At 34.2% G+C, this 22,500-nt stretch carries 25 protein-coding genes, 1 pseudogene and 1 other annotated feature; of the genes and pseudogenes, 16 read left to right on the plus strand and 10 right to left on the minus strand.

The genetic code is table 11. From position 1 onward, the window contains the following. Positions 1-17: 17 nt before the first annotated feature. The 6 genes and pseudogenes from QNH24_RS10660 to QNH24_RS10685 form a co-directional block, all read right to left on the minus strand. Complete coding sequence (locus QNH24_RS10660) at positions 18-407, minus strand: spore coat protein (RefSeq protein ID WP_283872099.1); 390 nt, start codon at positions 405-407, stop codon at positions 18-20. Between the two features lie 231 nt (positions 408-638). Beyond that, positions 639-959 carry a DUF4183 domain-containing protein gene (locus QNH24_RS10665; protein ID WP_283872100.1) on the minus strand — a complete coding sequence of 107 codons (321 nt, stop codon included), beginning with the start codon at positions 957-959 and terminating at the stop codon, positions 639-641. 37 nt (positions 960-996) lie between these two features. Continuing rightward, on the minus strand, positions 997-1,407 hold the full coding sequence (locus tag QNH24_RS10670) for a DUF4183 domain-containing protein (RefSeq protein ID WP_283872101.1): 411 nt from the start codon (positions 1,405-1,407) through the stop codon (positions 997-999). Positions 1,408-1,985: 578 nt separating this feature from the next. After that, positions 1,986-2,165, minus strand: coding sequence for a hypothetical protein (locus QNH24_RS10675; protein ID WP_283872103.1), 180 nt, complete (start codon positions 2,163-2,165; stop codon positions 1,986-1,988). Between the two features lie 821 nt (positions 2,166-2,986). Then, the gene (locus tag QNH24_RS10680; RefSeq protein WP_283872105.1) at positions 2,987-3,457 is read right to left on the minus strand and encodes a DinB family protein; all 471 of its coding nucleotides are present in this window, start codon (positions 3,455-3,457) and stop codon (positions 2,987-2,989) included. Between the two features lie 1,077 nt (positions 3,458-4,534). Then, positions 4,535-4,762, minus strand: a pseudogene (locus QNH24_RS10685) (YncE family protein); the annotation flags it as partial. 151 nt (positions 4,763-4,913) lie between these two features. On the opposite strand from QNH24_RS10685, the gene QNH24_RS10690 reads away from it, so the two are divergent. Further along, the gene (locus tag QNH24_RS10690; protein WP_283872107.1) at positions 4,914-5,162 is read left to right on the plus strand and encodes a PepSY domain-containing protein; all 249 of its coding nucleotides are present in this window, start codon (positions 4,914-4,916) and stop codon (positions 5,160-5,162) included. Positions 5,163-5,218: 56 nt separating this feature from the next. Here QNH24_RS10690 and QNH24_RS10695 read toward each other — a convergent pair whose 3' ends face one another. After that, positions 5,219-6,379: a Ger(x)C family spore germination protein gene (locus QNH24_RS10695; RefSeq protein WP_283872109.1), complete on the minus strand. Its 1,161-nt coding sequence runs from the start codon at positions 6,377-6,379 to the stop codon at positions 5,219-5,221. Positions 6,380-6,519: 140 nt separating this feature from the next. On the opposite strand from QNH24_RS10695, the gene QNH24_RS10700 reads away from it, so the two are divergent. The 6 genes from QNH24_RS10700 (at position 6,520) to QNH24_RS10725 (ending at position 11,244) form a co-directional block, all read left to right on the plus strand. Continuing rightward, positions 6,520-6,750, plus strand: a complete 231-nt coding sequence (locus tag QNH24_RS10700) for a GNAT family N-acetyltransferase (RefSeq protein WP_283872111.1) — start codon at positions 6,520-6,522, stop codon at positions 6,748-6,750. Positions 6,751-7,422: 672 nt separating this feature from the next. Beyond that, a complete protein-coding gene (locus QNH24_RS10705; protein ID WP_283872112.1) occupies positions 7,423-7,965 on the plus strand; it encodes a GNAT family N-acetyltransferase in 543 nt (180 codons plus the stop codon). Between the two features lie 64 nt (positions 7,966-8,029). Then, positions 8,030-8,575 (plus strand): nucleoside/nucleotide kinase family protein, encoded by a 546-nt coding sequence (locus QNH24_RS10710; protein ID WP_283872113.1) that lies wholly within the window; start codon positions 8,030-8,032, stop codon positions 8,573-8,575. 305 nt (positions 8,576-8,880) lie between these two features. After that, positions 8,881-9,477, plus strand: coding sequence for a protein kinase (locus QNH24_RS10715; protein WP_283872114.1), 597 nt, complete (start codon positions 8,881-8,883; stop codon positions 9,475-9,477). A gap of 499 nt (positions 9,478-9,976) precedes the next feature. Next, on the plus strand, positions 9,977-10,681 hold the full coding sequence (locus tag QNH24_RS10720) for an alpha/beta hydrolase (protein WP_283872115.1): 705 nt from the start codon (positions 9,977-9,979) through the stop codon (positions 10,679-10,681). Positions 10,682-11,049: 368 nt separating this feature from the next. Next, the gene (locus QNH24_RS10725; protein ID WP_283872116.1) at positions 11,050-11,244 is read left to right on the plus strand and encodes a hypothetical protein; all 195 of its coding nucleotides are present in this window, start codon (positions 11,050-11,052) and stop codon (positions 11,242-11,244) included. Positions 11,245-11,483: 239 nt separating this feature from the next. Here QNH24_RS10725 and fumC read toward each other — a convergent pair whose 3' ends face one another. Further along, positions 11,484-12,875, minus strand: a complete 1,392-nt coding sequence (gene fumC, locus QNH24_RS10730; RefSeq protein ID WP_283872117.1) for a class II fumarate hydratase — start codon at positions 12,873-12,875, stop codon at positions 11,484-11,486. 320 nt (positions 12,876-13,195) lie between these two features. After that, positions 13,196-13,411, minus strand: coding sequence for a hypothetical protein (locus QNH24_RS10735; RefSeq protein ID WP_283872118.1), 216 nt, complete (start codon positions 13,409-13,411; stop codon positions 13,196-13,198). Positions 13,412-13,593: 182 nt separating this feature from the next. After that, positions 13,594-13,795: a binding site (T-box leader), on the plus strand. Between the two features lie 74 nt (positions 13,796-13,869). Here QNH24_RS10735 and QNH24_RS10740 point away from each other — a divergent pair. The 5 genes from QNH24_RS10740 to QNH24_RS10760 all read left to right on the plus strand — a co-directional run bounded on the left by QNH24_RS10740 (position 13,870) and on the right by QNH24_RS10760 (position 18,419). Beyond that, on the plus strand, positions 13,870-14,784 hold the full coding sequence (locus tag QNH24_RS10740; RefSeq protein ID WP_283872119.1) for a DMT family transporter: 915 nt from the start codon (positions 13,870-13,872) through the stop codon (positions 14,782-14,784). A 38-nt stretch (positions 14,785-14,822) separates the two neighbouring features. Further along, on the plus strand, positions 14,823-15,551 hold the full coding sequence (locus QNH24_RS10745; RefSeq protein WP_283872121.1) for an AAA family ATPase: 729 nt from the start codon (positions 14,823-14,825) through the stop codon (positions 15,549-15,551). Beyond that, the gene (locus QNH24_RS10750) at positions 15,548-16,771 is read left to right on the plus strand and encodes a GNAT family N-acetyltransferase (protein ID WP_283872122.1); all 1,224 of its coding nucleotides are present in this window, start codon (positions 15,548-15,550) and stop codon (positions 16,769-16,771) included. The genes QNH24_RS10745 and QNH24_RS10750 overlap by 4 nt, the downstream gene beginning before the upstream one ends. A gap of 104 nt (positions 16,772-16,875) precedes the next feature. After that, positions 16,876-17,190, plus strand: coding sequence for a TIGR04104 family putative zinc finger protein (locus QNH24_RS10755; protein ID WP_283872124.1), 315 nt, complete (start codon positions 16,876-16,878; stop codon positions 17,188-17,190). A gap of 812 nt (positions 17,191-18,002) precedes the next feature. Next, positions 18,003-18,419, plus strand: coding sequence for a DUF5412 domain-containing protein (locus QNH24_RS10760; RefSeq protein WP_283872126.1), 417 nt, complete (start codon positions 18,003-18,005; stop codon positions 18,417-18,419). Positions 18,420-18,441: 22 nt separating this feature from the next. On the opposite strand, the gene pdxR is transcribed toward QNH24_RS10760, so the two are convergent. Then, positions 18,442-19,824, minus strand: a complete 1,383-nt coding sequence (gene pdxR / locus QNH24_RS10765; RefSeq protein WP_283872127.1) for a MocR-like pyridoxine biosynthesis transcription factor PdxR — start codon at positions 19,822-19,824, stop codon at positions 18,442-18,444. A gap of 111 nt (positions 19,825-19,935) precedes the next feature. Between pdxR and QNH24_RS10770 the strand changes: the two genes are divergently transcribed. From QNH24_RS10770 to QNH24_RS10785, 4 genes are all read left to right on the plus strand, one after another. Further along, on the plus strand, positions 19,936-20,376 hold the full coding sequence (locus tag QNH24_RS10770) for a GNAT family N-acetyltransferase (protein WP_283872129.1): 441 nt from the start codon (positions 19,936-19,938) through the stop codon (positions 20,374-20,376). A gap of 74 nt (positions 20,377-20,450) precedes the next feature. Further along, positions 20,451-20,852: a hypothetical protein gene (locus tag QNH24_RS10775; RefSeq protein ID WP_054772067.1), complete on the plus strand. Its 402-nt coding sequence runs from the start codon at positions 20,451-20,453 to the stop codon at positions 20,850-20,852. Between the two features lie 167 nt (positions 20,853-21,019). Next, the gene (locus QNH24_RS10780; RefSeq protein WP_283872130.1) at positions 21,020-21,628 is read left to right on the plus strand and encodes a CPBP family intramembrane glutamic endopeptidase; all 609 of its coding nucleotides are present in this window, start codon (positions 21,020-21,022) and stop codon (positions 21,626-21,628) included. Positions 21,629-21,868: 240 nt separating this feature from the next. Further along, positions 21,869-22,378, plus strand: a complete 510-nt coding sequence (locus QNH24_RS10785; RefSeq protein WP_283872131.1) for a GNAT family N-acetyltransferase — start codon at positions 21,869-21,871, stop codon at positions 22,376-22,378. Positions 22,379-22,500 lie beyond the last annotated feature (122 nt).

Below are 22,500 nucleotides of genomic sequence, written 5' to 3' on the forward strand. Positions count from 1 at the left end.
GAAGGTTGGATTTTTTATTAATTAATGAAATCTTGAGGAACACATTCACGAACACCAGAATTTCTCAATGAGTTAAATAAAGCTGCACTGATTCTTAAAATAACAAAGTTATCAGTGCCATTTTCTAATTCATAGATAACAAAGTATGAATTATCGACTGTAAAAATACATTTTCGTTCTAATTCAAATCCAGGTGGTACAGGAGGAAGATTAAAACGAGGTACAACTACAGGTGTATCTCCTTCATCTCTGATAAAATTGAAAGTTTGTTGGTCAATTTCATAGATATTCACTGGATCAATCTCCACACCTTTTTCTGGAATTGTAATTTCATCTTCAACTAATAGGAAAAAGCGTTCGTTTCGAAAATTGAAAAGACCTCTCGCCCCAATTTCAAATGATGCCATTTTATATTCACCTCCTATTCTATTTAATATTTTATTCATATCGAACACAGATGTTTGGTCAATTAGGAAGGTGGAGTGAAGATATATAAATATTATTTTTTCAATACTTAGCCATGTTGTTTCTAGACCGAAGTCAATCCTATAGGGTACTTTTGAGTGAAGAAACTAAAAAAGGGTCACTTGGGATAGAAGTGACCCTAATCACCAAAATAGAAGAAAGACAATTAGTCATTAAGTTTGTGTAACTAATTCTACAGCTTCCACTACCAATGGAGTTCCAACTGTGATTGTACCAGTAACGCCATTAAATGTTAACTCTGTTGCAGAAATTGTATATGAATCACCTTCTTGTAATACACCATTAATATAGAAATTATAGTAGCCATTAGTTACCACAGGGAAAGCAGTAGCAGCATTTCCACTATCGTCTAGAAAGGCAGTTGCAGCAATAGTAGTACCGTCTGTGACAGCTAAATTTGCTGCTAAAACATTAAAGAATCTAGTCGAAGTGCCAGTAACATTTACATGAATATTGATAATTGAAAGTGCCATTTTTTCACCCCCTTTCAAGGGATAAAGGAATTTTGTATTACATTTTTTGGAAACCTAATGATTCTATAATTATTGGAGTTCCAGCAAAAATAGTTGCATTAAATGGGTTAAGGGTTAATGAATCTGGAGTTACCTTATATGCGCCTCCTTCTTGCATTACAGCATTAATGTAAAGATTGACGTAGCCATTAGGATTAAAAAGCGTAAATTCGGTTACTGGATCGCCATTATCATCTGTAAATAAATTAGCTGGAAGGGTTACTCCATTTGTTAAATCAATATCTTCTGTAACAATATAAAAATATCTATTTATAGTTGGAATAATGGTCCCTACAGGGGTAACCTCTGAAGGAGAATGAATAGAACCTATGTCAACAGCTTTTATACGGGGCCAAAAAACTCGGTTATTTTCACAGCAAGTGTCACACATCAATTTTTGTAGGTCCATTTTTTTGTCACCTCCATTCCGTAATATGTTAGTAACCCCGTAAGTTATAGGTGTTTGTTACTTATTAATTCCAGAAAACTGTTCATTCTCAAATATTCTATGAATTAATGTTGGAAGGTGACTGGTAATGTGTCTATTAAAAAGAAATAAATAATATTTTTAATAAAAACTTGGGATTTTTTTAATACCTAAAATCAGAGGAAAGCTGTGAAATAGAATCTTGAAGTAGTACAGGGGGAGATAGTACTGAACAATTTGAGGATATTGTTCAGTTGAAGAAGCAATACAAACTTGTATTGATGTTGCCGATGAAAACATTACAAAAGAGAATGGGTTTTGGAACGTTTTAGTACTAAGTTTAATAGTGCAAAGAAAGGGATAATCGAAGAATTTTTTGATAGGCGATTCAATATTTAACTCAACATAACGTCAAAGATACTGAACAATACGAGAATTTTATTAGAAAGAGAATGTTGAGTAAACAAGGAGGAAATTTAATGAACTTTACAACAGCAAACACTTACGATATTGCGCCTGAAATTTTAAAGGAAAACGGCTATAAACCATATTCAATTTGCTTATAGAACCGTAAAATCCCATGCCCAATCTAAGAAAGCAAAAATAATAACGGCTCTCAAAGAAAAGAAGAAGTTACTAAACAAATCCCAATTACCATATTTGAAATAATCCCGAATCAATAAAATTAAAAACAGAGATAAAAAGTGGAAGATATAGATATATTTTCTGACAAAATCCATTGTTTCACCCCATTATGTATTTTTAATATTGAAAGCGTTTCAAACGCTTCAACAAACTAATGAACAAAACGAAAATAGAGCGATTATAATATCGCTCCAAAAAACTCATAAAATCCCATGTCCATCGGAATAGCCCAAATATAAAATCCAAGTAGGGCAATCGGGCCAAGTAATAATTTATAAAGCTTAGTTGGTAAAACCTTTCTAAGTGAGACTCTATAAATTTCCAGACAAACCACTATTACAAAAGGTAGTAATAATATAGGTGGAATGAAACAAAGTAGCCTTCCAATAAGGTATAAACCCGGAAATATGTCCAAAAACATATTCGTTGAATCACCTCTTTATGTATTTTTTAAATGATAACATAAAAAAAGCTGCAGCGTCGTCACACGTTACAGCTCGAATTGGTTTAAGCTCCTTTGAGGTTCTCAAAAGTATTATATCACACTGTAGGAATGGCAAACCTATGACAAACTATCAATCTATAGCAGGCCAGGCAACTAACTGAACATAATGATATGTTCTACATCATCATTCAAACGATAAAAGACTTCAAATGGATGCATAACGAGTTCTCAAAAGGGCACAGCTTACCTATCCAAAATAGAGTATAGCACAATATGGAGTAGAGACAGAATTGCAAAAGGATTCCAAGGACAAAAGTATATAACGGTTACTGAACCTACACTATAAGAGAAAATCCCAAATAGCTTAGTAAGTTTTCTTGATCGCCAGTAAAACTTTCTTCTTGTTAATCTGCAATGAAAATTTTGTAAAGAAAAAGGTGTCTCATATAAATGAAGACACCCAATGATAAATTAATCCCAAATGTTAGGGAGTGTAACTTTTGCAGTTCGTAAATAATCGAGTAATTGACCTGTATGAACTGATTCATGATAGGCAATTCTCAGCAACATATCACCTAGGTCTCTTATATACCCAACATCTGAACGGTCAATTTTAATAGTTTTTAGATCTTCATCTGAAAATGATTTTATAGTTTCTATAAATTGATCTCTAAACGGTCCTGCAAAAATTAATTCATCCTCAACAGTGTTGAATGGTAGTTTTTCAAATGGAGATTCAAATACAGGAATACTGCCTTTATTTTTAATAGCCTGATGATAATAATATTCACTTTCTAGAACATGTCTAACCATTTCAATACAAGACATAGCTTTATCATCTGGTCGCCAATTTAATTTATCTTGTGGGATTGACATCCAAAGCTTAATACTACGTCTTCGCACTTCGTTGAAATTTAAATGGATTAAATCGATTGCGTTCATTATTTGCCCTCCACTAGTTAGTATATTTAAAATTATATACGAATGTATGTTTGTTAGAAAGTCGTTTTTTTATAATCTACTAAATAATATGTGGAGGATTACAGCGATAGCGGGTGCGATAAGTAATGCTATTCCGAAGTAAGTAATGTATTTCCAATTAAAATCATTACTAAAAGGGCCTAATCAGAGTAATCAAATGTAGTGATAAAAAAATTTCTTCTTTTTTGGGGATTGTATTTTTATATGGCATTACACTTTAAATCAGTTGAATAGGCGTTTGACATTTATAACTGCGATAAAAAGCTGCAATGATCGCCAACACCACACTTTTTAAGTAAATAAAATTGGAGAGATATCAAGTCTTTGTTTAGTAACTAGAGAGACCCACTTCCTTAATGGTTTAATTGAAAATTTGAACCGAAATCAGATAAATTTAGATGTCCAGTTATGCAATCTTCTTTAAAGCTTCTATTGTAAAACTTATTTTGCATTAAGGATAGCCTTAGAAAATTTTATTAATAGATATTAAAAAAGCCGTGGCGGTCAACTAACGCCACAGCCTATATAAAGTGCGTGCGATACACTTAATAATAATGTGTGCAAATTAAGGTTACTTATACATTAAATAAAGTCTTCAAGTTATAGCTAAGATTAGAATGTGTGGGTAGCTTAATTTAAAAAACAATTTCGGGGGATAAATTCAAATTGAAAAATAGTATTGAAAAATCTCTAGTTAAGACTTGGGAAACGGTTTGCCAATTAAATATGAATTATTTTTCTGGATATTCTACATGTAATGATGCTGGTACAAGCCGACTTTTACTTTTTTTAGATTACGGTTTCAAGTTTGAATTCAAGCTTTCAATAATAAAATGTGAATGAAAACATTGGGGAAGTAACTAAGTACAAGTTAGAGGTAGGTAATGCCTAACTAAGGATGGGTTTTTAATATGTAAAGCTAGGATAGCATAGTAGCAATTATTTAGAGGATGTATACGTCCGCTATCCCAAAATCATTATATTGCAAGTAAAACAGGTATCCTTTGAAATAAATCGTTTGTATAAAAGGTTAATTTTTTATAAGCAGATTGTTCCGGTTTTTATACCAGTAGGACCGTTAAATCCAGGAATTGTATCGATAACTGTATTTGTAGCTATATCTATAACAGACCCAGTATTATCTGCCTAATTTGTGACATATGCAAGTGTTCCATCCTGTAAAATGGTTACTTGGTCAGGGGATGAGCCTACAGGGATTGTAGTATTCACCGTATTAGTAGCTGTATTAATGACAGATACAGTATTACGGAATTATTCAGGAATCGCACTTGGAGGATTTTCAGAATGGTACAATGACCACTGACCGTTTAATGGGCTTGTATATTACGATTCAACAAAGACGTGGTAAATAAAATGGTAACAGTAGTCTCTTTGTTTGCATAAAATAGGAGCATGTATGCAGAACAAGGAGGATATGTTTATGGTAATGCCTTCATATAATCAAAGAATTTCTCCGCAACAAGCAATGCAGATTGCCGTGCAAAGAGTACCTGGACAAATCATACATTATGGAATGGATATGGAAAACGGTACTTTAGTATATGAAATATTTATTCTGACATCTCAAAATAAGATTTACGAAGTAGAAGTAAACGCAAAGACAGGTGTAATTCGTAAAATTGAAGAGGAGAATGATTCCGATTAAAATATCTTTATTAACAAAAATCCCAGGTACTCAAAATTTTTGAGCCTGGGATTTTTTTACTCTACAATTGTTTCTTCAAATGTTTTTCTACCAGGATTTATTTTATTTACGTAAACATTTATTTTGCTTATTGACTCTTTAGTTAAGGGTATTTTCCCGTCGTTCTCTATTTTCTTCCATACTTTTACTTTGTCTCTATACAGGTATTCGGATAAACGGTAAATATCAACGTTTAATTTCAATCCCTCTTCATATGTTGTCTTTATTTCTTCTTTAACTTTCTTAATAATACCTTTTCTTATCTCATCTGAAGTTACTTTAGTTTTAAAACCATTGAGTGTAGCGTTGAATTTAATATCTATTTCAAATGTCACCTGATTGTTTTTAACAATTGGTTTAACATCAAGATCTATTTTTTCTAAATCTAACGTTAAGTAATCTCTTTCGCTATCGTCCACTTGAATGGTTATGTCCCCTCTATTCTTTTTGGTCAGCATCCATTGGGTTCCTCTTGCAGTGTTACCTTTCATCGTTCCTTTAAATCCATCTTTTGAAAGGATGCAGTTACCATTTACGGAAGTTTCCTTTGCGGGCTTCTCATTTTTCGACTCCCAACTTTCGTTGATTGAGACTAATGACAAAGCCACTTCATGACTGGGTTCATTTAATCCAATAATTAAACTTCTTAAATCGACAGGCTCAATAAATGTTTCTAAAGCTTTTGTATTTAATGGACTACTTAGTTTTGAACTTGTAAGTGGCTTATTTACTAACGGTGTTATCAGAAGAATCTCTTCTAATGAATCCTTTGTACAATGGGCAAAAATCTGATATCTTGTTTCTCTAAAACGCAAAAAACTATCTATAACAGAGATAGCATGTTCACTTTTTAAAACTTCTTCAGTGAATATAGCATAGGTCATATGCCCCCAAAATATTTCTTGGTCAACTGAGCGATATATATTATAAATAGCTTCTTCCATGGTATCCCCTTTAGCATGTCCAATCTCTGATGGTGTTGTTTCAGGACTGGGCGTTTCAGATTTTGCAACATCGGCAAAGTTAATCAGTTGTATATAAACTTCATACTTATTATCTTTAAAATCTACACCGACTCCATGGACATAATACATTCTTTGGGGTTCAGAGACATCCCAACATCCAGAGAGAAACAGTATCATGGTAAAGCATATGGTTAAGATAATTTTTCTTTTCAATTTGTCATCCCTACTTTTAGAAGTTTGTATTTTGGAAGTTGGTACTTTCAGTTTAGACAAAAATATAGACAGTTATAATTTTAAAAAGAAGGGTTTTCTAAAAGTATTCTAATTTATACAGGAAAGAAGTGATTTTATACATGAAAAAAGCCACTCATTTGAGTGACTATTTAGTGACTAAGATTATTGGTTTTGGATTATCAAAATTAGGACCTATTGTAGCTCCAAATTTTAAAACAGCAGCATTACTAATAAAAGAGTTAGCATCTAAACATCGAGGGAATTTAAGAATTGACGTGCCCTCCGGTAATAATGAGTTAATGTCATTCTTGGAGAAGTGGGATTTGCAAAAACTAGTGAACCACCAATAATGATAAAGAATTCAATGAATATGCCATTTAGGAACCATGAATTATTTGCGATTGCTGCCCAAGTTTTTGGATAAAGAGTAATAATCCAACACTCGGTTAAAAACAGATTTCTTTGATTTTAGGAGTAGCCCATTGGAAAGCCAGTGGGAATGGACTACAACACACACTTTTGGATGAGTCAAAACATAATTACACTTGTGGTTTGAAAGCTTGATGTTTTTGAATTAGTTGATGATTTAAGTAAGTCTTTAAATCTAAAAGAGGTATACAGTCAATATATAGAATTTGAAAGTCTTTCTTCTACAGCAGAAGAAGCAATTGAAAAATATTCTTTAGACAATGAAACACCCATAAGGAGTATGCATGAATCATCCAAACCTGAAACTTAGACATTAAAGGGAAACAGCTCTCGAATGAGTAGCTGTTTTTGTTATTTCACAATTAATTCCAAAATCCCATAGTTGGTTAGCATCATTGTCTCCCACTACCATCGAGAATTGGTTGGAATTATAGTGGGGGAATTTATCATTTGTGTATATTATTTGAACAATCATTGAGAAATAATAAAAGAGATAAAATTTCTGAAACTATATGTAAACTTAAAACGTAAAAATAATGGTTTATATAACCAATTATAATTACTATTTTTTGATGCATTGGAGGATTAGGAAAATGACAGTTAGTTATTGGACAGGACAAAATCTTACATTACGAGCGATACAACCAGAAGATATCATTATATTTGAATTTTTAGATGATGAAATTCTTAGAAATATGGATTCGATTCATTTTCCTCGCTCAGCTAATAAAATGTCAGAATGGGTAGAAGAACAATCTGAAGAAGATGATGAATTCCGTTTTGTTGCAGTAGATAGAGATAATAATATTGTTGGGTTGATTGAAACATTTGATTGTGATTTGAAAAACGGTATCTTTGATTATTATTTAGCTGTATTCGAACCTTACAGGGGTAAAGGATATGCAAAAGAAATGATTCTCATGGTTCTTCGATTCTTCTTTTCAGAGCGTGCTTATCAAAAAGTAAATACAACAGTGTACTCCTTTAATGAATCATCCATACGCCTTCATGAAAAATTAGGTTTTATGAAAGAGGGTCAACTAAGAAAAATTATTTTCACTAAAGGTGCTTATTATGATGGTATTTGCTACGGAATGACAAGAGAAGAATTTGAACAAAATCATGGATCTCTATAAAAAATAATTATAGTACAGAGAGAAGTAAAATAGTGATCCAAACAAATAAAAATGGGGGGATTTTATGAAAAAAGAAAAGAAACCACTAGTTATTGCTATTGCTGCGGTTTCTGGCGGTGGGAAAACGACTATATCGACTCACCTAAACAAAAGATTAAAAAATTCTAAAATACTTTTATTTGATGAATATGATTTTGATGGTCCTGATGACATTATAGATTGGATTGACAACGGCGCTAATTATGATGAGTGGAACTTGGCTCCTCTAATTAGAGATATAGAAGCGTTACTAACTGAACCTTTAGATTACATAGTGCTGGACTTTCCGTTTGCCTATAAACACTTTGAAACGAGTAAATTCATAGATTTTGCTGTGTTTATTGATACTCCTTTGGATATTGCAATGGCACGTCGAGTATCTAGAGATTTTAAGAATAATTCGGTAGAAAATATTTTAAGGGATATGGAGATTTATATTTCACAAGGAAGGCGCGGCTATTTAGAGATGTTAGAAACAGTAAAACCGAATTCTGACATCATTGTTGATGGGACTTTACCCGTATCCGAAATTGTAAATATTCTTTCTCAATACTTAGACCAGATTTCTTAACAGTTCTATTTTCTCCATAATTCCTAAATTAAGGTGTCTCAGTAAATAATCCGTAAAATGACCTCCGTGAGGGATGGTAAAATTAAAATACTTTTTAATGTCCGATCATTTACTCTTTTAATCTTTTAAAACAAGCCCTTTTAATAATGCAGCTGCAGAGATGTGGTTGCTTTTTATGGTGGCCAAAAGAATTCAATTAGAGCAACTGCTTCTTGTGCTAACGGAGCAGGTTACTTTAAGGTGGAAAAAGTAATAAAGTATTGAATTTATATAATAGTTTTTTAGTTGTGTAAGGAGGGAAAACAATGCTTAAACAAATAATTCAAAGTTGGGATCAGTATTGTAGAGATGAAAATTTTGTTGGCATAGGTTCTACAAGAAAAGTATATAGAGTTTTAGATTATGTAATAAAAGTGCATTTACATCCAATCGGTTATAAACAATCAAAAAATGAATTAGAAATTTACACTTCAATGGTTGATAAAGGTCTCGCCCAGTTATTCGCTCAGACATACTATGTTGATGATTTCATATCTGTACAAAAATATTACAAACCTTTAGAACTAAAGAATAATCAAACGTATGAGGTAAAGGATGAAGAAAACCAATGTTTAATCCCTAATTTGTTTGATGAGGTTTTAGAAATATTAGATAAAAACTTCGATTGCTTTGATTTAGAAGACAGTAGTAATTACGGTTTAAATAATGATGGTAAACTTGTTTTTACCGATTATGGTATGACAAAGAGTTTATATGAAAAAGAGTGGGTTCCGTTAGCCGAAGAGGGCATACTTCCGCAAATACATTTTGACTTTTGCAGTGTTTGTGGATTAGAAAAGGAACTTCGTATGTACGGAGACAATGACAGAGACAAACGTTGTTATAATTGTGGTAAGGAATAAGGAGAATCAGTATGTCGTAAAGTTTGTGAATACTTAAAGTAACGGGGACGATTGTTCAATAGAGCAGTCGCTTTTTTACTAAGGAACATTTAATTAAATCGACATCAACCTAATGTAAGAGAACTTTTATCTTTCGCAACCTCTGAAAAGAATGTCGTGAAAGAATATGAATTATATTATAAATGCATTCTCCAGTAAGAGAATTATATGGATATGACCTTGAAGATGAGATTGTTAGCTGTATTGGAATAGAATTTTTAAGTTCAAACCGGTGTGAAATAAAACATATTGGAGTATCTCAAAATCATAGGGGGAGTTAGTAATGCTTGTAAGCTTCGAAGAAGTGGACAAAAGAAAGGTTTAAAATATAAAATAGACTATGCTATACAGATATAGAGAGATATTATAATTAGTTTGTGGTAAGTTATGAACAGTTTGGAAGAATATAAAATGTATGTGATTTTTTCCAATCCCATACGTCTTACTCTATGGAGGAAATATGCTTAAAGACAATTTTAAAATTAGTAATATTCCCGCAGTTTTATGGGGAGCAAAGAGTGAAAAAATTTTTATTGCAGTACATGGAAATATGTCAAATAAAGAAGATGCAGTGATTCAAATATTAGCTGAAGAAGCCAATCAAAAAGGTTATCAAGTATTAAGCTTTGATTTACCTGAGCATGGAGAAAGAAAAAATGATAATACTCCTTGCAAAGTACAGTTTTGTGTTAGTGAATTATCTATAATTATGGATTACGCAAAAGAACATTGGAAAGAAGTAAGCGTGTTTGCATGTAGTATGGGAGCTTATTTTAGCCTTTTAGCCTATCAAAATGTTGTGTTAGAAAAGGCATTATTTTTATCACCAGTAGTTAATATGGAACGAATTATCGAAAATATGATGAAATGGTTTAATGTAACACCAGAGCTTTTGCAAAAAGAAATGACTATAGAGACACCTATTGGTCAAAAGTTGTATTGGGATTATTTATGCTATGTAAAAGAACATCCTATTAATACATGGAATACAGATACATATATTATGTATGGAGCCAAAGATGAACTGTGCGAATTTGAAACTATTAACTATTTTACAAAAAAACATCGTTGTGAATTAGAAGTCATAGAAACAGGTGAACATTACTTTCATACTGAAGAACAGTTAAAGATATTTGAACAGTGGTTACACAAACATATCAATTAACAAATTACAATCTATCTAAGAACCTGTTAGAACATATAAACTGATATTATAGAGGAATTATTCACATAAACAAACGAGGTGTTTTACCTAAATAAACCACAGAAAGACCACTCCGTGATGGTGGCAATAACAATATGCAATAAATGTTCTACCGTTGAAATGCTGAAAATCATTGTGGGAGTAGGCATGGACCTATAAAATTCGAATCTTAATCATTAATTTTTTAATCTTTCAAAACATGCTCTTATATAATCAAGCAGCTGCAGATATGTGGGTGCTTTTTAGTTTGGTTGTTCATATTATATTGAATGCATTATTAATATAGTTTTATGGTAATATTATTGAGCATACATATGGGAGGTAATCTATTGTTTGAAAATGTTTCAAAACTCCAATTAACACTATCTTTTGTAATGGTTTTTATCGGTTTTTCACAAGCGTTTAGCAACTGGGGAGAAAAGAGAACGTTATCTTTATTCTTTTTGACATCTAGTATTTTAGTTTTAATTCTTGCGATTATTGCTTTAATTGACTATAGAAAACGACAAATATCTAAAGACTGAAAAGCCTCAAAATGTTCTTTACAATGTATTTAACGAAAAAAAAGATTGAAGCAAATTAGCCTCAATCTTTCTTACTCACACATTCCTTCACACGCTCGACGTATTTTATTAGCCCCAATTTAGCCCCAAGACCTAAAGATCTTATGCATTATCTTGCATTAAACAAAATGATTCGAGATGCTAAAAATAATTGGTATATCAATGGTGTGGCGACTTCAAGGAATCACCTTGCACTTACATCATTTTACGTTTGGATAAATCATTGTTGCAGGATCTACATATTCATCAAACTGTTCTTCTGTTAGTAATCCCGTGGCAATCGCTGCCTCTTTTAAAGTTGTCCCTTCTTTATGGGCTTTCTTCGCAATTTTTGCTGCATTTTCATAGCCGATATAAGGATTTAATGCTGTTACAAGCATTAATGAATTTTGTAAGTTATGATCAAGTACTTCTTTATTTGGCTCAATGCCTATTGCGCAGTGGTCGTTAAATGATTTCATTGTATCTGCTAATAGACGAGTGGATTGTAAGAAATTATAAATAATGACTGGTTTAAAGACGTTTAGTTCGAAATTACCTTGTGAAGCGGCAAAGGCAATTGTTGCATCGTTTCCAACAACCTGTGTTACTACCATTGTCATGGCTTCACTTTGAGTCGGATTGACCTTACCTGGCATAATTGAGGAGCCTGGTTCATTTTCGGGAATGGTAATTTCACCAATTCCTGAGCGAGGACCACTTGCTAACCAGCGTACATCATTGGCAATTTTCATTAAGTCTGCTGCAAGTGCTTTTAAGGCACCATGAGCAACGACAGCCTCATCATGACTTGTAAGAGCATGGAATTTATTTGCTGCAGAAGTAAAATGCTTATTTGTCAGTGCACTAATTTCGGATGCTACTCGTTCGCCAAATTCAGGGTGTGCGTTAATGCCCGTGCCAACTGCTGTACCACCAATCGCAAGTTCCTTCATGTATTCTATATTTTGGATAATCATTTGCTCGGATTTTGATAGCATTGCTGCCCAGCCACTGATCTCTTGGCCTAATGTAAGGGGAGTAGCATCCTGTAAATGTGTACGGCCAATTTTAATAATGTCTTTAAATTGCTCAGCTTTTTCTTCTAAAGTTGCTTTTAATAAACGAAGACGTGGTAATAAATAATCCTCAACCTTTAACACGGCTGCAATATGCAAAGCAGTGGGGAACGTATCATTTGAGCTTTGGGATTTATTAACATCATCATTAGGATGTATACGGTCAGCCTCTTCAGCATCTTGTAAAATCTGGTTCGCTCGATGTGCAATAACCTCATTAACGTTCATATTCGACTGTGTACCACTACCTGTTTGCCATACAACAAGTGGGAATTGATCGTCCCATTGACCATTTAAAATTTCATCAGCTGCTTGGACGATAGCGTTTGTTTTAACGGCTGAAAGTTTTCCAAGTTTATGGTTCGCGGTAGCAGCACTTTTCTTTAAAATAGCCATCGCTTGTACGAGCTCGATTGGCATATGCTCTGTACCGATTTGGAAGTTTTCCTTACTACGCTGTGTTTGAGCACCCCAAATTTTATCAGAAGGTACTTTAATTTCACCCATAGTGTCTTTTTCAATACGATAATCCATGTAATACAGCTCCTTTGTTTATGTAAATATTCCGTAAATACAGTTAAAAAACGGATATTCTTAGTCTGATGTAAGAATATCCGTTTGATACATGCTTATTTCAAAAAAGAGGGGGATTCTGAATTAAGCAATTTGGAGAAAAGAAATAATCTATTGATAATGATAATTGTTATCAATTAAAATGTCAACTATTATGTTTTCTTGAAGAGTTTTAAAATTGAGAACAGTTTGCAACCTATATTTCAATACCCATTAAAAAAATTTTAAAACGCTATCATTGCATTTATCAACGATAGCGTTATTCCTTAAACTATAAAAGGCTATCTTTTTTTCTTCCCAAGTTCTTTAATAGGCTGTTTCTTAGGTATAATTTCAAAAACGATACGTACTTGGTAATTATTGTTGTTGATTTGATTAACTTCAATAATTTTTGCTTTTCGTCCTTTAATTTTAATATTTTCTTCAACAGCAGGTAGATTGACGAGTAGCTGACTTAATACAGATGTCTTGCCTTCATAAAAATGAGTCACAAACATATCACTTTTCTCCCTTGTTCTTTTTTCAGGTAAAATAAGTTCAAAAGGTTTTACTCAATGTATGACAATCATTTGGAAAGTAGAACATTTTCTATAAGTCACAATATTGCAATATTACAAAAAGGATATACATCAGGGAGTCTTGACGAAAAGGGTGGAATGAATTATGATGTATCGAAAATGATATAACAATGATTGGAAGTAGTAGTGAATGTAGTTTGCTTTTAGAGAGATGATGGTTGGTGAAAATCATCGCAAATCATTTATGAACTCATCCAGGAGTTTTTTATGCTGAAGATAGTAGGTATAAACGGCTGCTACCGTTATAGTCAAGTGAGCTTTCTAGCTAATCAGAGTGGTACCACGGATAACTTCGTCTCTATATTTATTGGAGACGAAGTTTTTTATTTGGGAAATGAGGAGAGGAACTGGCACTTAAATGATCCAGGGGGGGAAATATGGTGGAGATAATAAAAAAGCATACAACAACAGTAGGTTTAACTGCACTTGTTCTGTCAGCACTTCTAACATCGATGAGCCAAGTGTTCTATGCCAAGCAAGTACAGGAGGTACCCACCTTTTTATTTACGGGTATTAGTTTTTTCATTACAGCGATTTATTTCTCATTCTTTGCCCGAAAACGAAAGCAATTGAATGTGTGGAAGGGAAATATAAAGAATGTAGTGAAGTTGAACGCTGCTACAGTGATAACATTTATGGGCTTTTATTTTGCCTTAAAATATGTTGAGTCCGCGATTGTAAGTGCACTTGAAATGGGCATTGGACCGCTTTTTGTTTTAATAATAGCTGTTTTTGCTAAGGAGTCCATTCCTCGGGTTCAATGGGCAATTGCTTTAGGAACATTTATTGCTTGTACTATACTAATAGTAGCTGTTATTAGTGGGAAATCAGCTGTTCAAATGGACCTAACCTTGCCTGTAATTGTGGCATTAATAGCGAGTGTTGGCTGTGGGATTGGTGCAGTTCTCTGTACAATCTACTCAAAGCGATTAAGTGAGGCTGGTTGGACTACTTCTATGATTTTAGCTAACCGCTATTATGGCATAATTTTATTATCTTTTTCTGCAACTTTCGACATATTTTTTAATTATTTCTCGGGAAATATTTCATGGATACTTGCAGTCACAGTAATAGGTGTCATGCTACCGATGTATTTATTACAGATAGGCATTCAGTATTGTTCATCATTGATTGTAATGATGAGTTTATGCTTTGTTCCAATATTCACATTTTTCTTTCAGCTGTTTGATCCAAGGCTCTCATGGTCACCTATTTCCTTTATAGGCATTAGTTTATTATTTATTTTAGGTGTTTGTAGCTTGTATTTGGAAAAAAAGTCGGTTTCAGAGTAGCATGGGCGCGTTATAATAATAGTAAGGGAGGAAGCGAAATGTATTTAAAATCATGTAAGGTGTTACAGAACAACATCGAAGATAAGCATGTGTATCCCTTTAACATACCAAGCTTGCAGGATTTACAGGAGCTAGAGTTTCCTACAAATGTCACTTTCTTTGTTGGTGAAAATGGCTCTGGTAAATCCACATTGCTGGAGGCAATTGCTGATTGCTGTGATTTTAATACAGCAGGTGGTGGGCGACAAAATTTATATGAGGTACATAAAGCGGAATCTGCACTTGGGGAATATATTCGATTATCTTGGTGGCCGAAAGTTTCAAATGGCTTTTTCCTACGTTCTGAAACGTTTTATCAATTTGCGAGTCATATTGATTTGTTAGAGCATCCATACAAATATGCAGCTTACGGTGGCAAGTCATTACATCATCAATCACATGGAGAATCATTTTTATCATTGTTTATACATCGCTTTAAAGGAAAAGCCATTTATTTATTGGATGAGCCTGAAGCAGCACTATCGCCAACAAGGCAACTCAGTCTCCTTAAGATTATGAAGGATTTAGAGCATGAGGCACAGTTTATTATTGCTACACATTCACCAATTTTACTTGGCTATCCAAATGCAACAATTTACAGTTTTGATGGTGAGGAAATAAAGTCTATTCGTTATGAGGAGACCATTCATTACATTGTTACAAAGCGCTTTTTAAATGCACCAGAAACCATTTTTTCAGAGTTATTTGATGAGGAGAGGGAAACATGAATCAACGAAAAGGCTTAATCATGCGAGAAATTAGATTAGATGAAATGGCACAATCCATAGATTTACTCAATTATGTGTTTCAAATGTCCATGTCCATTCATAAGGATCGTCGCTTTGTCAATGCAAAGAGTAAGCAATTCGATGAAGGACATGCAATTGGGTGGTTTGATGGAACACAGCTTGTCTCACAAATTTTAAGCCTACCTTTTGAGGTAAACGTACATGGTCGGATTTACGAAATGGGCGGTATAACGGCTGTCGGAACATATCCTGAATATTCAAGACATGGATTAATGGAAAGTCTAATTATGGAATGTCTACAGCGGATGCGAAATGAAGGGCAATATATATCCTATTTATTTCCATATTCAATTCCGTACTACCGAAAAAAGGGCTGGGAAATCATGAGTGATATTGTGGAATTTCAGGTCAAGGATACACAGCTACCACACTATGCAGGATTAAATGGAAAGATACGTCGAGTTGATCCAAAGCATGAGGATGTTGTTACGATTTATGCGAGTTATGCCCAAAAAACGCATGGTGTGATGGTACGCAATAGCATTGCCTGGAATGAAAAGTTTCAGGAAGACTTTTGGGAAGAAAAGTTTATTGATAGCGATGTTAACCTTCAGGCAGCTGTTTATTATGATGAGGATGATGTGCCACAGGGCTATATGTTTTATCGTATTATGGAGGAAAATTATTACATTGATGAAATCGTCTATTTACAGGAAGAGGCACGTAAAGGCTTATGGAATTTTGTCTCTGCTCATAGCTCAATGATTTATAATGCTTATGGCAAAACGACTGGCAATGAAGCAGTTGCCTTTTTACTGGAGGATAGTGAGATTATACAAAAGGTTTCCCCTTATTTTATGGCGCGTATCGTGGATGTCAAAGAATTTTTATTACGTTATCCATTTGTGGGAAATGATTTTCAGTTACGACTGGCTGTTAGTGACCGTATTGTGGCATGGAATAACGGCACATTTGTGATTACGGTGCAGGAAGGAAAGGTTAGTGTTGATAAGATCAGTGAAACACTATCTGAAAATGCTATTCATCTAACAGTACAAACGTTAGCCACAATGCTATTAGGCTATAAACGACCAAGCTATTTGGAAAAAATCGAACGCTTACAGGGCAATACCATTGAAATTGCACTACTTGAGACAGTGCTCCCTGTCGGTATTCCAACATTTATCGATTATTTTTAACCTTCTTAGGGAATTTGTACAGGGTTTAACTTGTGCAAATTCCTATTTATATGTTTCTAGAATGGTAATTATGGCATAATTAGTGAATGGAGGGGATAGATAATATGCCAAAATGTATTGCATGTAAGGAAAAATGGTCATGGAAGCAGTCTATGCGGTCAATTGTATCGTTTTCTCGCTTTATTGACTGTCCACACTGTGGGAAAAAACAAATGCTAACTTCAATGACACGTATTTCCATTTTATTACTAGTCTTTGTACCATATGTAACAATGCCTTATGTGATTGACGAAGAGGTAAAAAGCTCTGCAGTAGCGATTGGTATCGCGATTTACTTATTTGCCTTAGTCCTAATGATGCCATTTTTAATGGACGTACGTGAAATCCCAAAGCATCTGCAAAAGTATGTCCAAAAATAATACATAGTAAGAGAATGACCTTCACCTTTTTTGAGTGTGAAGGTTTTTTTAGAAAAGTACTAGGCTTTAAGCCATAATTGCTCGGTTTGAGAAGAAAAGCGCTCGGTTCAACTGCAAAATCGCTCGGGTTGAAAAGGAAAGTGCTCGGTTTAACCCCAAAGTAGCTCGGTTTGAAAAGAAAAGCGCTCGGTTCAACAGCAAAATCGCTCGGGTTGAAAAGGAAAGTGCTCGGATTAACCCCAAAGTCGCTCGGGTTGAAAAGGAAAGTGCTCGGTTCAACCCCGAAGTCGCTTGGTTTGAAAAGAAAAGAGCTCGGTTCAACCCCGAAGTCGCTCGGGTTGAAAAGAAAAGAGCTCGGTTCAACAGCAAAATCGCTCGGGTTGAAAAGGAAAGTGCTCGGTTTAACCGCAAAGTAGCTCGGTTTGAAAAAGAAAGTGCTCGGTTCAACCTCAAAGTAGCTCGGGTTGAAAAGAAAAGTGCTCTGTTCAACCCCGAAGTAGCTCGGGTTGAAAAGGAAAGTGCTCGGTTTAACCCCAAAGTAGCTCGGGTTGAAAAGAAAAGCGCTCTGTTCAACCCCGAAGTAGCTGGGGTTGAAAAGGAAAGTGCTCGGTTCAACCTCAAAGTAGCTCGGGTTGAAAAGAAAAGCGCTCCGGTCAACTTCAAAAATGCTCGGTTTTATTAGTAAATCGCTCCGGCCTAAAAAACACCATACTTTTTTTGAATAAACGCCACCTCCTTTGGATAATTAATCAAAACAAGGAAACAAACCCACCTTTATTTTCGTTATTGTATTTTAAAATGGGGGGATATTGTTGGATACGACAGAGAGGGTAGGACGGAAAAAAGTTTACAGAAAAGTGCTTATTGTACTTGGTGTCTGGTTTTTATTTATTGCAAGCATTATAGGATATGGGGTTTATTGGTTATTTTTTGATTGGAGTAGGTTTAAACAGGAATTGATTGCTGAATCCACTTCCCCTGATGGCACCTATACAGTGAATGCTTATGTTTCAGATGGAGGGGCCACTACATCTTATACGGTTTTGGGTGAATTAATGTTTAATAAAGAAAATAAGAAATCAAAGAAGATTTATTGGCAATATCGGGAGAATGCAGCCGATATTTCATGGGTTGATGATGATACTGTCAAAATAAACGGCGTGATATTGGATGTACCTAATGAAACCTATGATTATCGAGATCATGAGGAAAATACAAATAAGCCATAACATGGTTGCTATGGCTTATCTATTAAGTTAACCAAGCTTTTTTTAATAGTTGTACTCCTAAAACAATTTCATCTAGTTGCAATTTGCTAAAGCCTAGTTGAATGATAGGCTCAGTGCTTGTTTGCCTAAGGAAAAAGGGGCTGGTTGGATATACCTTAACGCCATACTGTGCGGCATTTTCTATGAGTTGCTGTTCAGAAAGCTGCATATGTACTTTCACTAAAATATAGAGACCTGATTGTGCTCCTAATACTGTAATCTTGTCTCCAAATTGTTGTTGTAGCTCCTGTACTAGACGATTGATCTTTAGTTTATAGGTAATCCGCATTCGTTTAATATGCCTTGTCCATTCACCCTTTTCCATAAATGCTGCCATTGTTAATTGATGGAGAGAGGAAGCATTATGCTCAAAATATTGAAAGCGTTCTTTATATTTAGAGACAAATGTTTTGGGCAGTACTATATAGCTTAAGCGAACTGCTGGTAAAAAGGATTTAGAAAATGTGCCAATATAGATAACACGTGATTTATCAATAGAGGCAAGGGCAGGGAATGGCTGCTGTGTATAGCGAAATTCGCTATCATAGTCATCCTCTAGAATATAGCCATCCACTTGTTTAGCCCACTGAATCAAGGCTTGTCGCTGCTGGATGCTCATTGAAACGCCATAGGGAAAATGATGGGAAGGCGTAATATAAATTAGACGTGCATGTAAATGTGTTAAGTGCTGAAGCTGTGCGCCGTTTTCCAAAACAGGTAATGACTGTATCTTGAAGTTATGTAATTTAAAGGCTTCACGCGCTCCATTATAACCGGGATCCTCCAAAATAATATTGTCAAAATCCTCTTTTAATAAAAAGCCTAAATAAATTAACAGTTGCTGTGTGCTGCTACCAATAAAAATGTCCTCTGCATCAACATGAACACCCCGAGCTTGTAATAAATAACCCACAAGCTGTTCCTTTAAACGAGGTTCACCAAATGGGTCCCCATATGTATAGCATTCTTCCCCATGTAATATTTGATTGGCCATTTGTCGCCAAATCTTTAACGGAAAATACTGTTGATCGACAGCACCTGCTCGAAAATCAATGGTGATATTTCCTGTGATTTTCTTTTTATCGGGAATGCTTGGTCCTGGCTCCTCATGTAAAAATACCTGCTCAAATTCATTGACAAAATATCCTTTTCGTCCTTCTCCACGTATATATCCCTCTGCGACAAGCTGCTCATAGGCAGTTAAGGTCGTATTGCGGCTCACCTGTAGTGTATCTGCTAGCCTACGAATAGAGGGAAGCGTATCATTTGTTTTTAAGCTACCTTGCTCAATTAAAGTTTTGATTTGCTGATAGATTTGCTTATATTTTGCCTCTTTATCTGTAAAGAAAAAAATAAAATCATTCATAAGACTCCTTCCTGACATGTTGAAATATTTATTTTTGTCACTTTTTATATGTCAGAATGTTTTTTATTATCATACAAGAAAGACCGAAAAAAAGAAATGGAGAGATTTGCAATGGAAATGAAAACAGTAACACTTGCAACAGTAAAAGAGGTAGTCCCATTATTTAATGCCTATCGAGAATTTTATAATCAACCTTCAGATTTAGAGCAAGCTGAGCAATTTTTAAAGGAGCGTTTGCAGAAGGAGGAATCAATTATTTTCCTTGCGTATTTAGATGCTCAGCCAGTAGGTTTTGTCCAGCTTTTCCCTATTTTTTCATCAGTTGCGATGAAAAAAGCCTTTCTATTAAATGATCTATTTGTGGCAGAACATGCGAGAAAGCAAGGAGTGGCAATGCGTTTAATTGAAGAATGTTATGCATACTGTAAAAATGAGGATGCACGATATATAACCTTAGAAACAGCGACTGATAATAAACAAGCTCAAAAGCTATATGAAAAGCTTGGAATGAAAATAGATCATGAGGTTTTTCATTATATTAAATATTGGTAGTAGTCAGCTTAAAAATCTTAATAAGGAATATGATTGTTAACACCTCACACACTAAATTGTGAAGGAGGTCTAGCATGAAAATAGTAGTAAAAAATTTAATGCTAATCAGCATACTTTTAATGAGCTTTGCACCAGTCGGCTATGCTAATAATGTCATTCAACAACATGCGAATGGAGAGGAAGGTCAGGTCATTTATCATGTAAAGTACGATTATAATGCTATTTGTAAGGTGCTCGGTATTTCGCAAGAGGTATATGATCAATACTGGAAAGAGGGTCTATCCATCGTTGATATGGCTGATAAAGTGGGTTTAGAGCGTCGTGAGATCATCAGCTATTTTGTGACTTTTCATTATCAAGAAATGCAAAAATGGCGAGAGAAGGGTGCCATGAACGAGCATCAATATTTTACATTGGTTTATGATCTAAAGGATGAAATTACTGATTTTATTGAACGAAATCCGAATAAGCAATGACAGCGACTAGTAGTTTCTAGTCGCTTTTTTTATGATTAACATTTATTATTTAACTATTAAAATTAATTATTTAATGATTATCATTAAATTTATATTGATTTCCTCTCAATTGTTTTATATGCTTAACATGAAGAAATGACCAAGAAAACGAAGCAGGGGGAAAAATTATGATTATCAACATTGCTATCAGTGCCATTATTCAAGTTATTTTATTTTCAGCAATACCATTTTGTTGGTGGTTTTTCACAGCAAGAAAGAAACAATCATTTTTATCATGGCTCGGTATTAAAAAGCCTGTCATCAAAAATAAAGGAAATTATACTGTATGGTTTTTACTCACGATTTTTTTATTATTCGTACCGTCTAACCTAATTGTCTTTTTTTATATAGACAGCTCACTTTTAGCATCAAATCGTTTTGCAGGACTTGGCTTTGCGGCGATTATCCCCGTGCTTCTTTACGCAATTATCCAAACGGGCTTGTCAGAGGAACTGTTTTTTAGGGGCTTTTTATTAAAAAGATTTGCACATACATTTGGCTTTCAGATAGGAAATATTCTGCAAAGCTTACTTTTTGGTAGTATTCATGGATTGATGCTATTTTCTGCCATTCCTTTTGGAGTTGTAGTGTTAGTTGTGATTGTAACGGGATTAGCAGGTTATTTAATGGGGTGGATGAACGAAAAAAAATCCAATGGCTCCATAATCACGAGCTGGTGTATACACAGCTTTTGCAATCTGATTGTTTCCTTCTTCGCTATGTTTAATGTGTTTTAATGCAACAATGAATAATAGTGTAGAACGTCATCTTGCAACTAGTTCATACAAGATAGGTTTAAAAACATTCTAGTAAGAAATCCAGAAAGGTTATGAAGCAAAGATGTCGAACTAGAATTAATGAAGGGGCAATCGAAAAGTTTTGAAAACGATTTTAGGGTGGAAAAGTGTAACGTTTATTCTATGTTTAGCAAATTTAAAAAAATACATACAGGTGTAGAAAAATAGGGAGGGATATGTTTGTTTTTAAAATCTGACATTTTATCATTAAGAAAAACTGAATTAAGAGATTTAGGTTTTGTTTGTAGCTTAGAATCAAATGAAGAAAATGCAAAATTTATTATCCCGTGGTCTAAAGAAAAGCATGAAAAGGCAATTGAAAACACTGATATATTGCATTTGATTGTAGAAGATAGCCAATGGAATCATCCAGTAGGATATATAATTATTGCTGGATTAGAGAATCCCAATTTAAGCCTTGAGTTGGTAAGGATTACAATTGGTGAAAAAGGAAAGGGCTATGGGAAGGAATCATTTAGGCTTATCAAAAATTGGGTATTTACGAACCATAATGCTAATCGTCTATGGTTAGATGTAAAAGTAAATAACATGCGTGCTTTTCATCTTTATAAAAAACAGGGATTTGTGGTTGAGGGAACATTAAGGGAATGCCTAAAAAATGAAAAAGGCTTCGAATCTTTACATATTATGTCTATATTAAAGAGTGAATTTGAAAATCAAGATCATTAAATACAATCAAACTTTTTTATAGATATATTCAATGTAGTTACAAGGTCCGAAAATGGCTGCATAGCAATAGCGCCCCCTAAAACATGGGTAGGCGCTTTTAACTTTTTAAATTACATTTTAGG

Source organism: Lysinibacillus pakistanensis (genome assembly GCF_030123245.1).
Classification (GTDB): domain Bacteria; phylum Bacillota; class Bacilli; order Bacillales_A; family Planococcaceae; genus Lysinibacillus; species Lysinibacillus pakistanensis.

Coding starts and splice junctions, on each gene's coding strand:
- QNH24_RS10690 (WP_283872107.1), top strand. CDS start 4,914: ATGCAGAACAAGGAGGATATGTTTATGGTAATGCCTTCATATAATCAA.
- pdxR (WP_283872127.1), bottom strand. CDS start 19,824: ATGAATGATTTTATTTTTTTCTTTACAGATAAAGAGGCAAAATATAAG.
- QNH24_RS10740 (WP_283872119.1), top strand. CDS start 13,870: ATGGTGGAGATAATAAAAAAGCATACAACAACAGTAGGTTTAACTGCA.
- QNH24_RS10680 (WP_283872105.1), bottom strand. CDS start 3,457: ATGAACGCAATCGATTTAATCCATTTAAATTTCAACGAAGTGCGAAGA.
- QNH24_RS10665 (WP_283872100.1), bottom strand. CDS start 959: ATGGCACTTTCAATTATCAATATTCATGTAAATGTTACTGGCACTTCG.
- QNH24_RS10720 (WP_283872115.1), top strand. CDS start 9,977: ATGCTTAAAGACAATTTTAAAATTAGTAATATTCCCGCAGTTTTATGG.
- QNH24_RS10660 (WP_283872099.1), bottom strand. CDS start 407: ATGGCATCATTTGAAATTGGGGCGAGAGGTCTTTTCAATTTTCGAAAC.
- QNH24_RS10750 (WP_283872122.1), top strand. CDS start 15,548: ATGAATCAACGAAAAGGCTTAATCATGCGAGAAATTAGATTAGATGAA.
- QNH24_RS10700 (WP_283872111.1), top strand. CDS start 6,520: ATGAAAAAAGCCACTCATTTGAGTGACTATTTAGTGACTAAGATTATT.
- QNH24_RS10675 (WP_283872103.1), bottom strand. CDS start 2,165: ATGGATTTTGTCAGAAAATATATCTATATCTTCCACTTTTTATCTCTG.
- QNH24_RS10710 (WP_283872113.1), top strand. CDS start 8,030: ATGAAAAAAGAAAAGAAACCACTAGTTATTGCTATTGCTGCGGTTTCT.
- QNH24_RS10735 (WP_283872118.1), bottom strand. CDS start 13,411: ATGTTTGTGACTCATTTTTATGAAGGCAAGACATCTGTATTAAGTCAG.
- QNH24_RS10745 (WP_283872121.1), top strand. CDS start 14,823: ATGTATTTAAAATCATGTAAGGTGTTACAGAACAACATCGAAGATAAG.
- QNH24_RS10775 (WP_054772067.1), top strand. CDS start 20,451: ATGAAAATAGTAGTAAAAAATTTAATGCTAATCAGCATACTTTTAATG.
- QNH24_RS10705 (WP_283872112.1), top strand. CDS start 7,423: ATGACAGTTAGTTATTGGACAGGACAAAATCTTACATTACGAGCGATA.
- QNH24_RS10670 (WP_283872101.1), bottom strand. CDS start 1,407: ATGGACCTACAAAAATTGATGTGTGACACTTGCTGTGAAAATAACCGA.
- QNH24_RS10780 (WP_283872130.1), top strand. CDS start 21,020: ATGATTATCAACATTGCTATCAGTGCCATTATTCAAGTTATTTTATTT.
- fumC (WP_283872117.1), bottom strand. CDS start 12,875: ATGGATTATCGTATTGAAAAAGACACTATGGGTGAAATTAAAGTACCT.
- QNH24_RS10755 (WP_283872124.1), top strand. CDS start 16,876: ATGCCAAAATGTATTGCATGTAAGGAAAAATGGTCATGGAAGCAGTCT.
- QNH24_RS10770 (WP_283872129.1), top strand. CDS start 19,936: ATGGAAATGAAAACAGTAACACTTGCAACAGTAAAAGAGGTAGTCCCA.
- QNH24_RS10715 (WP_283872114.1), top strand. CDS start 8,881: ATGCTTAAACAAATAATTCAAAGTTGGGATCAGTATTGTAGAGATGAA.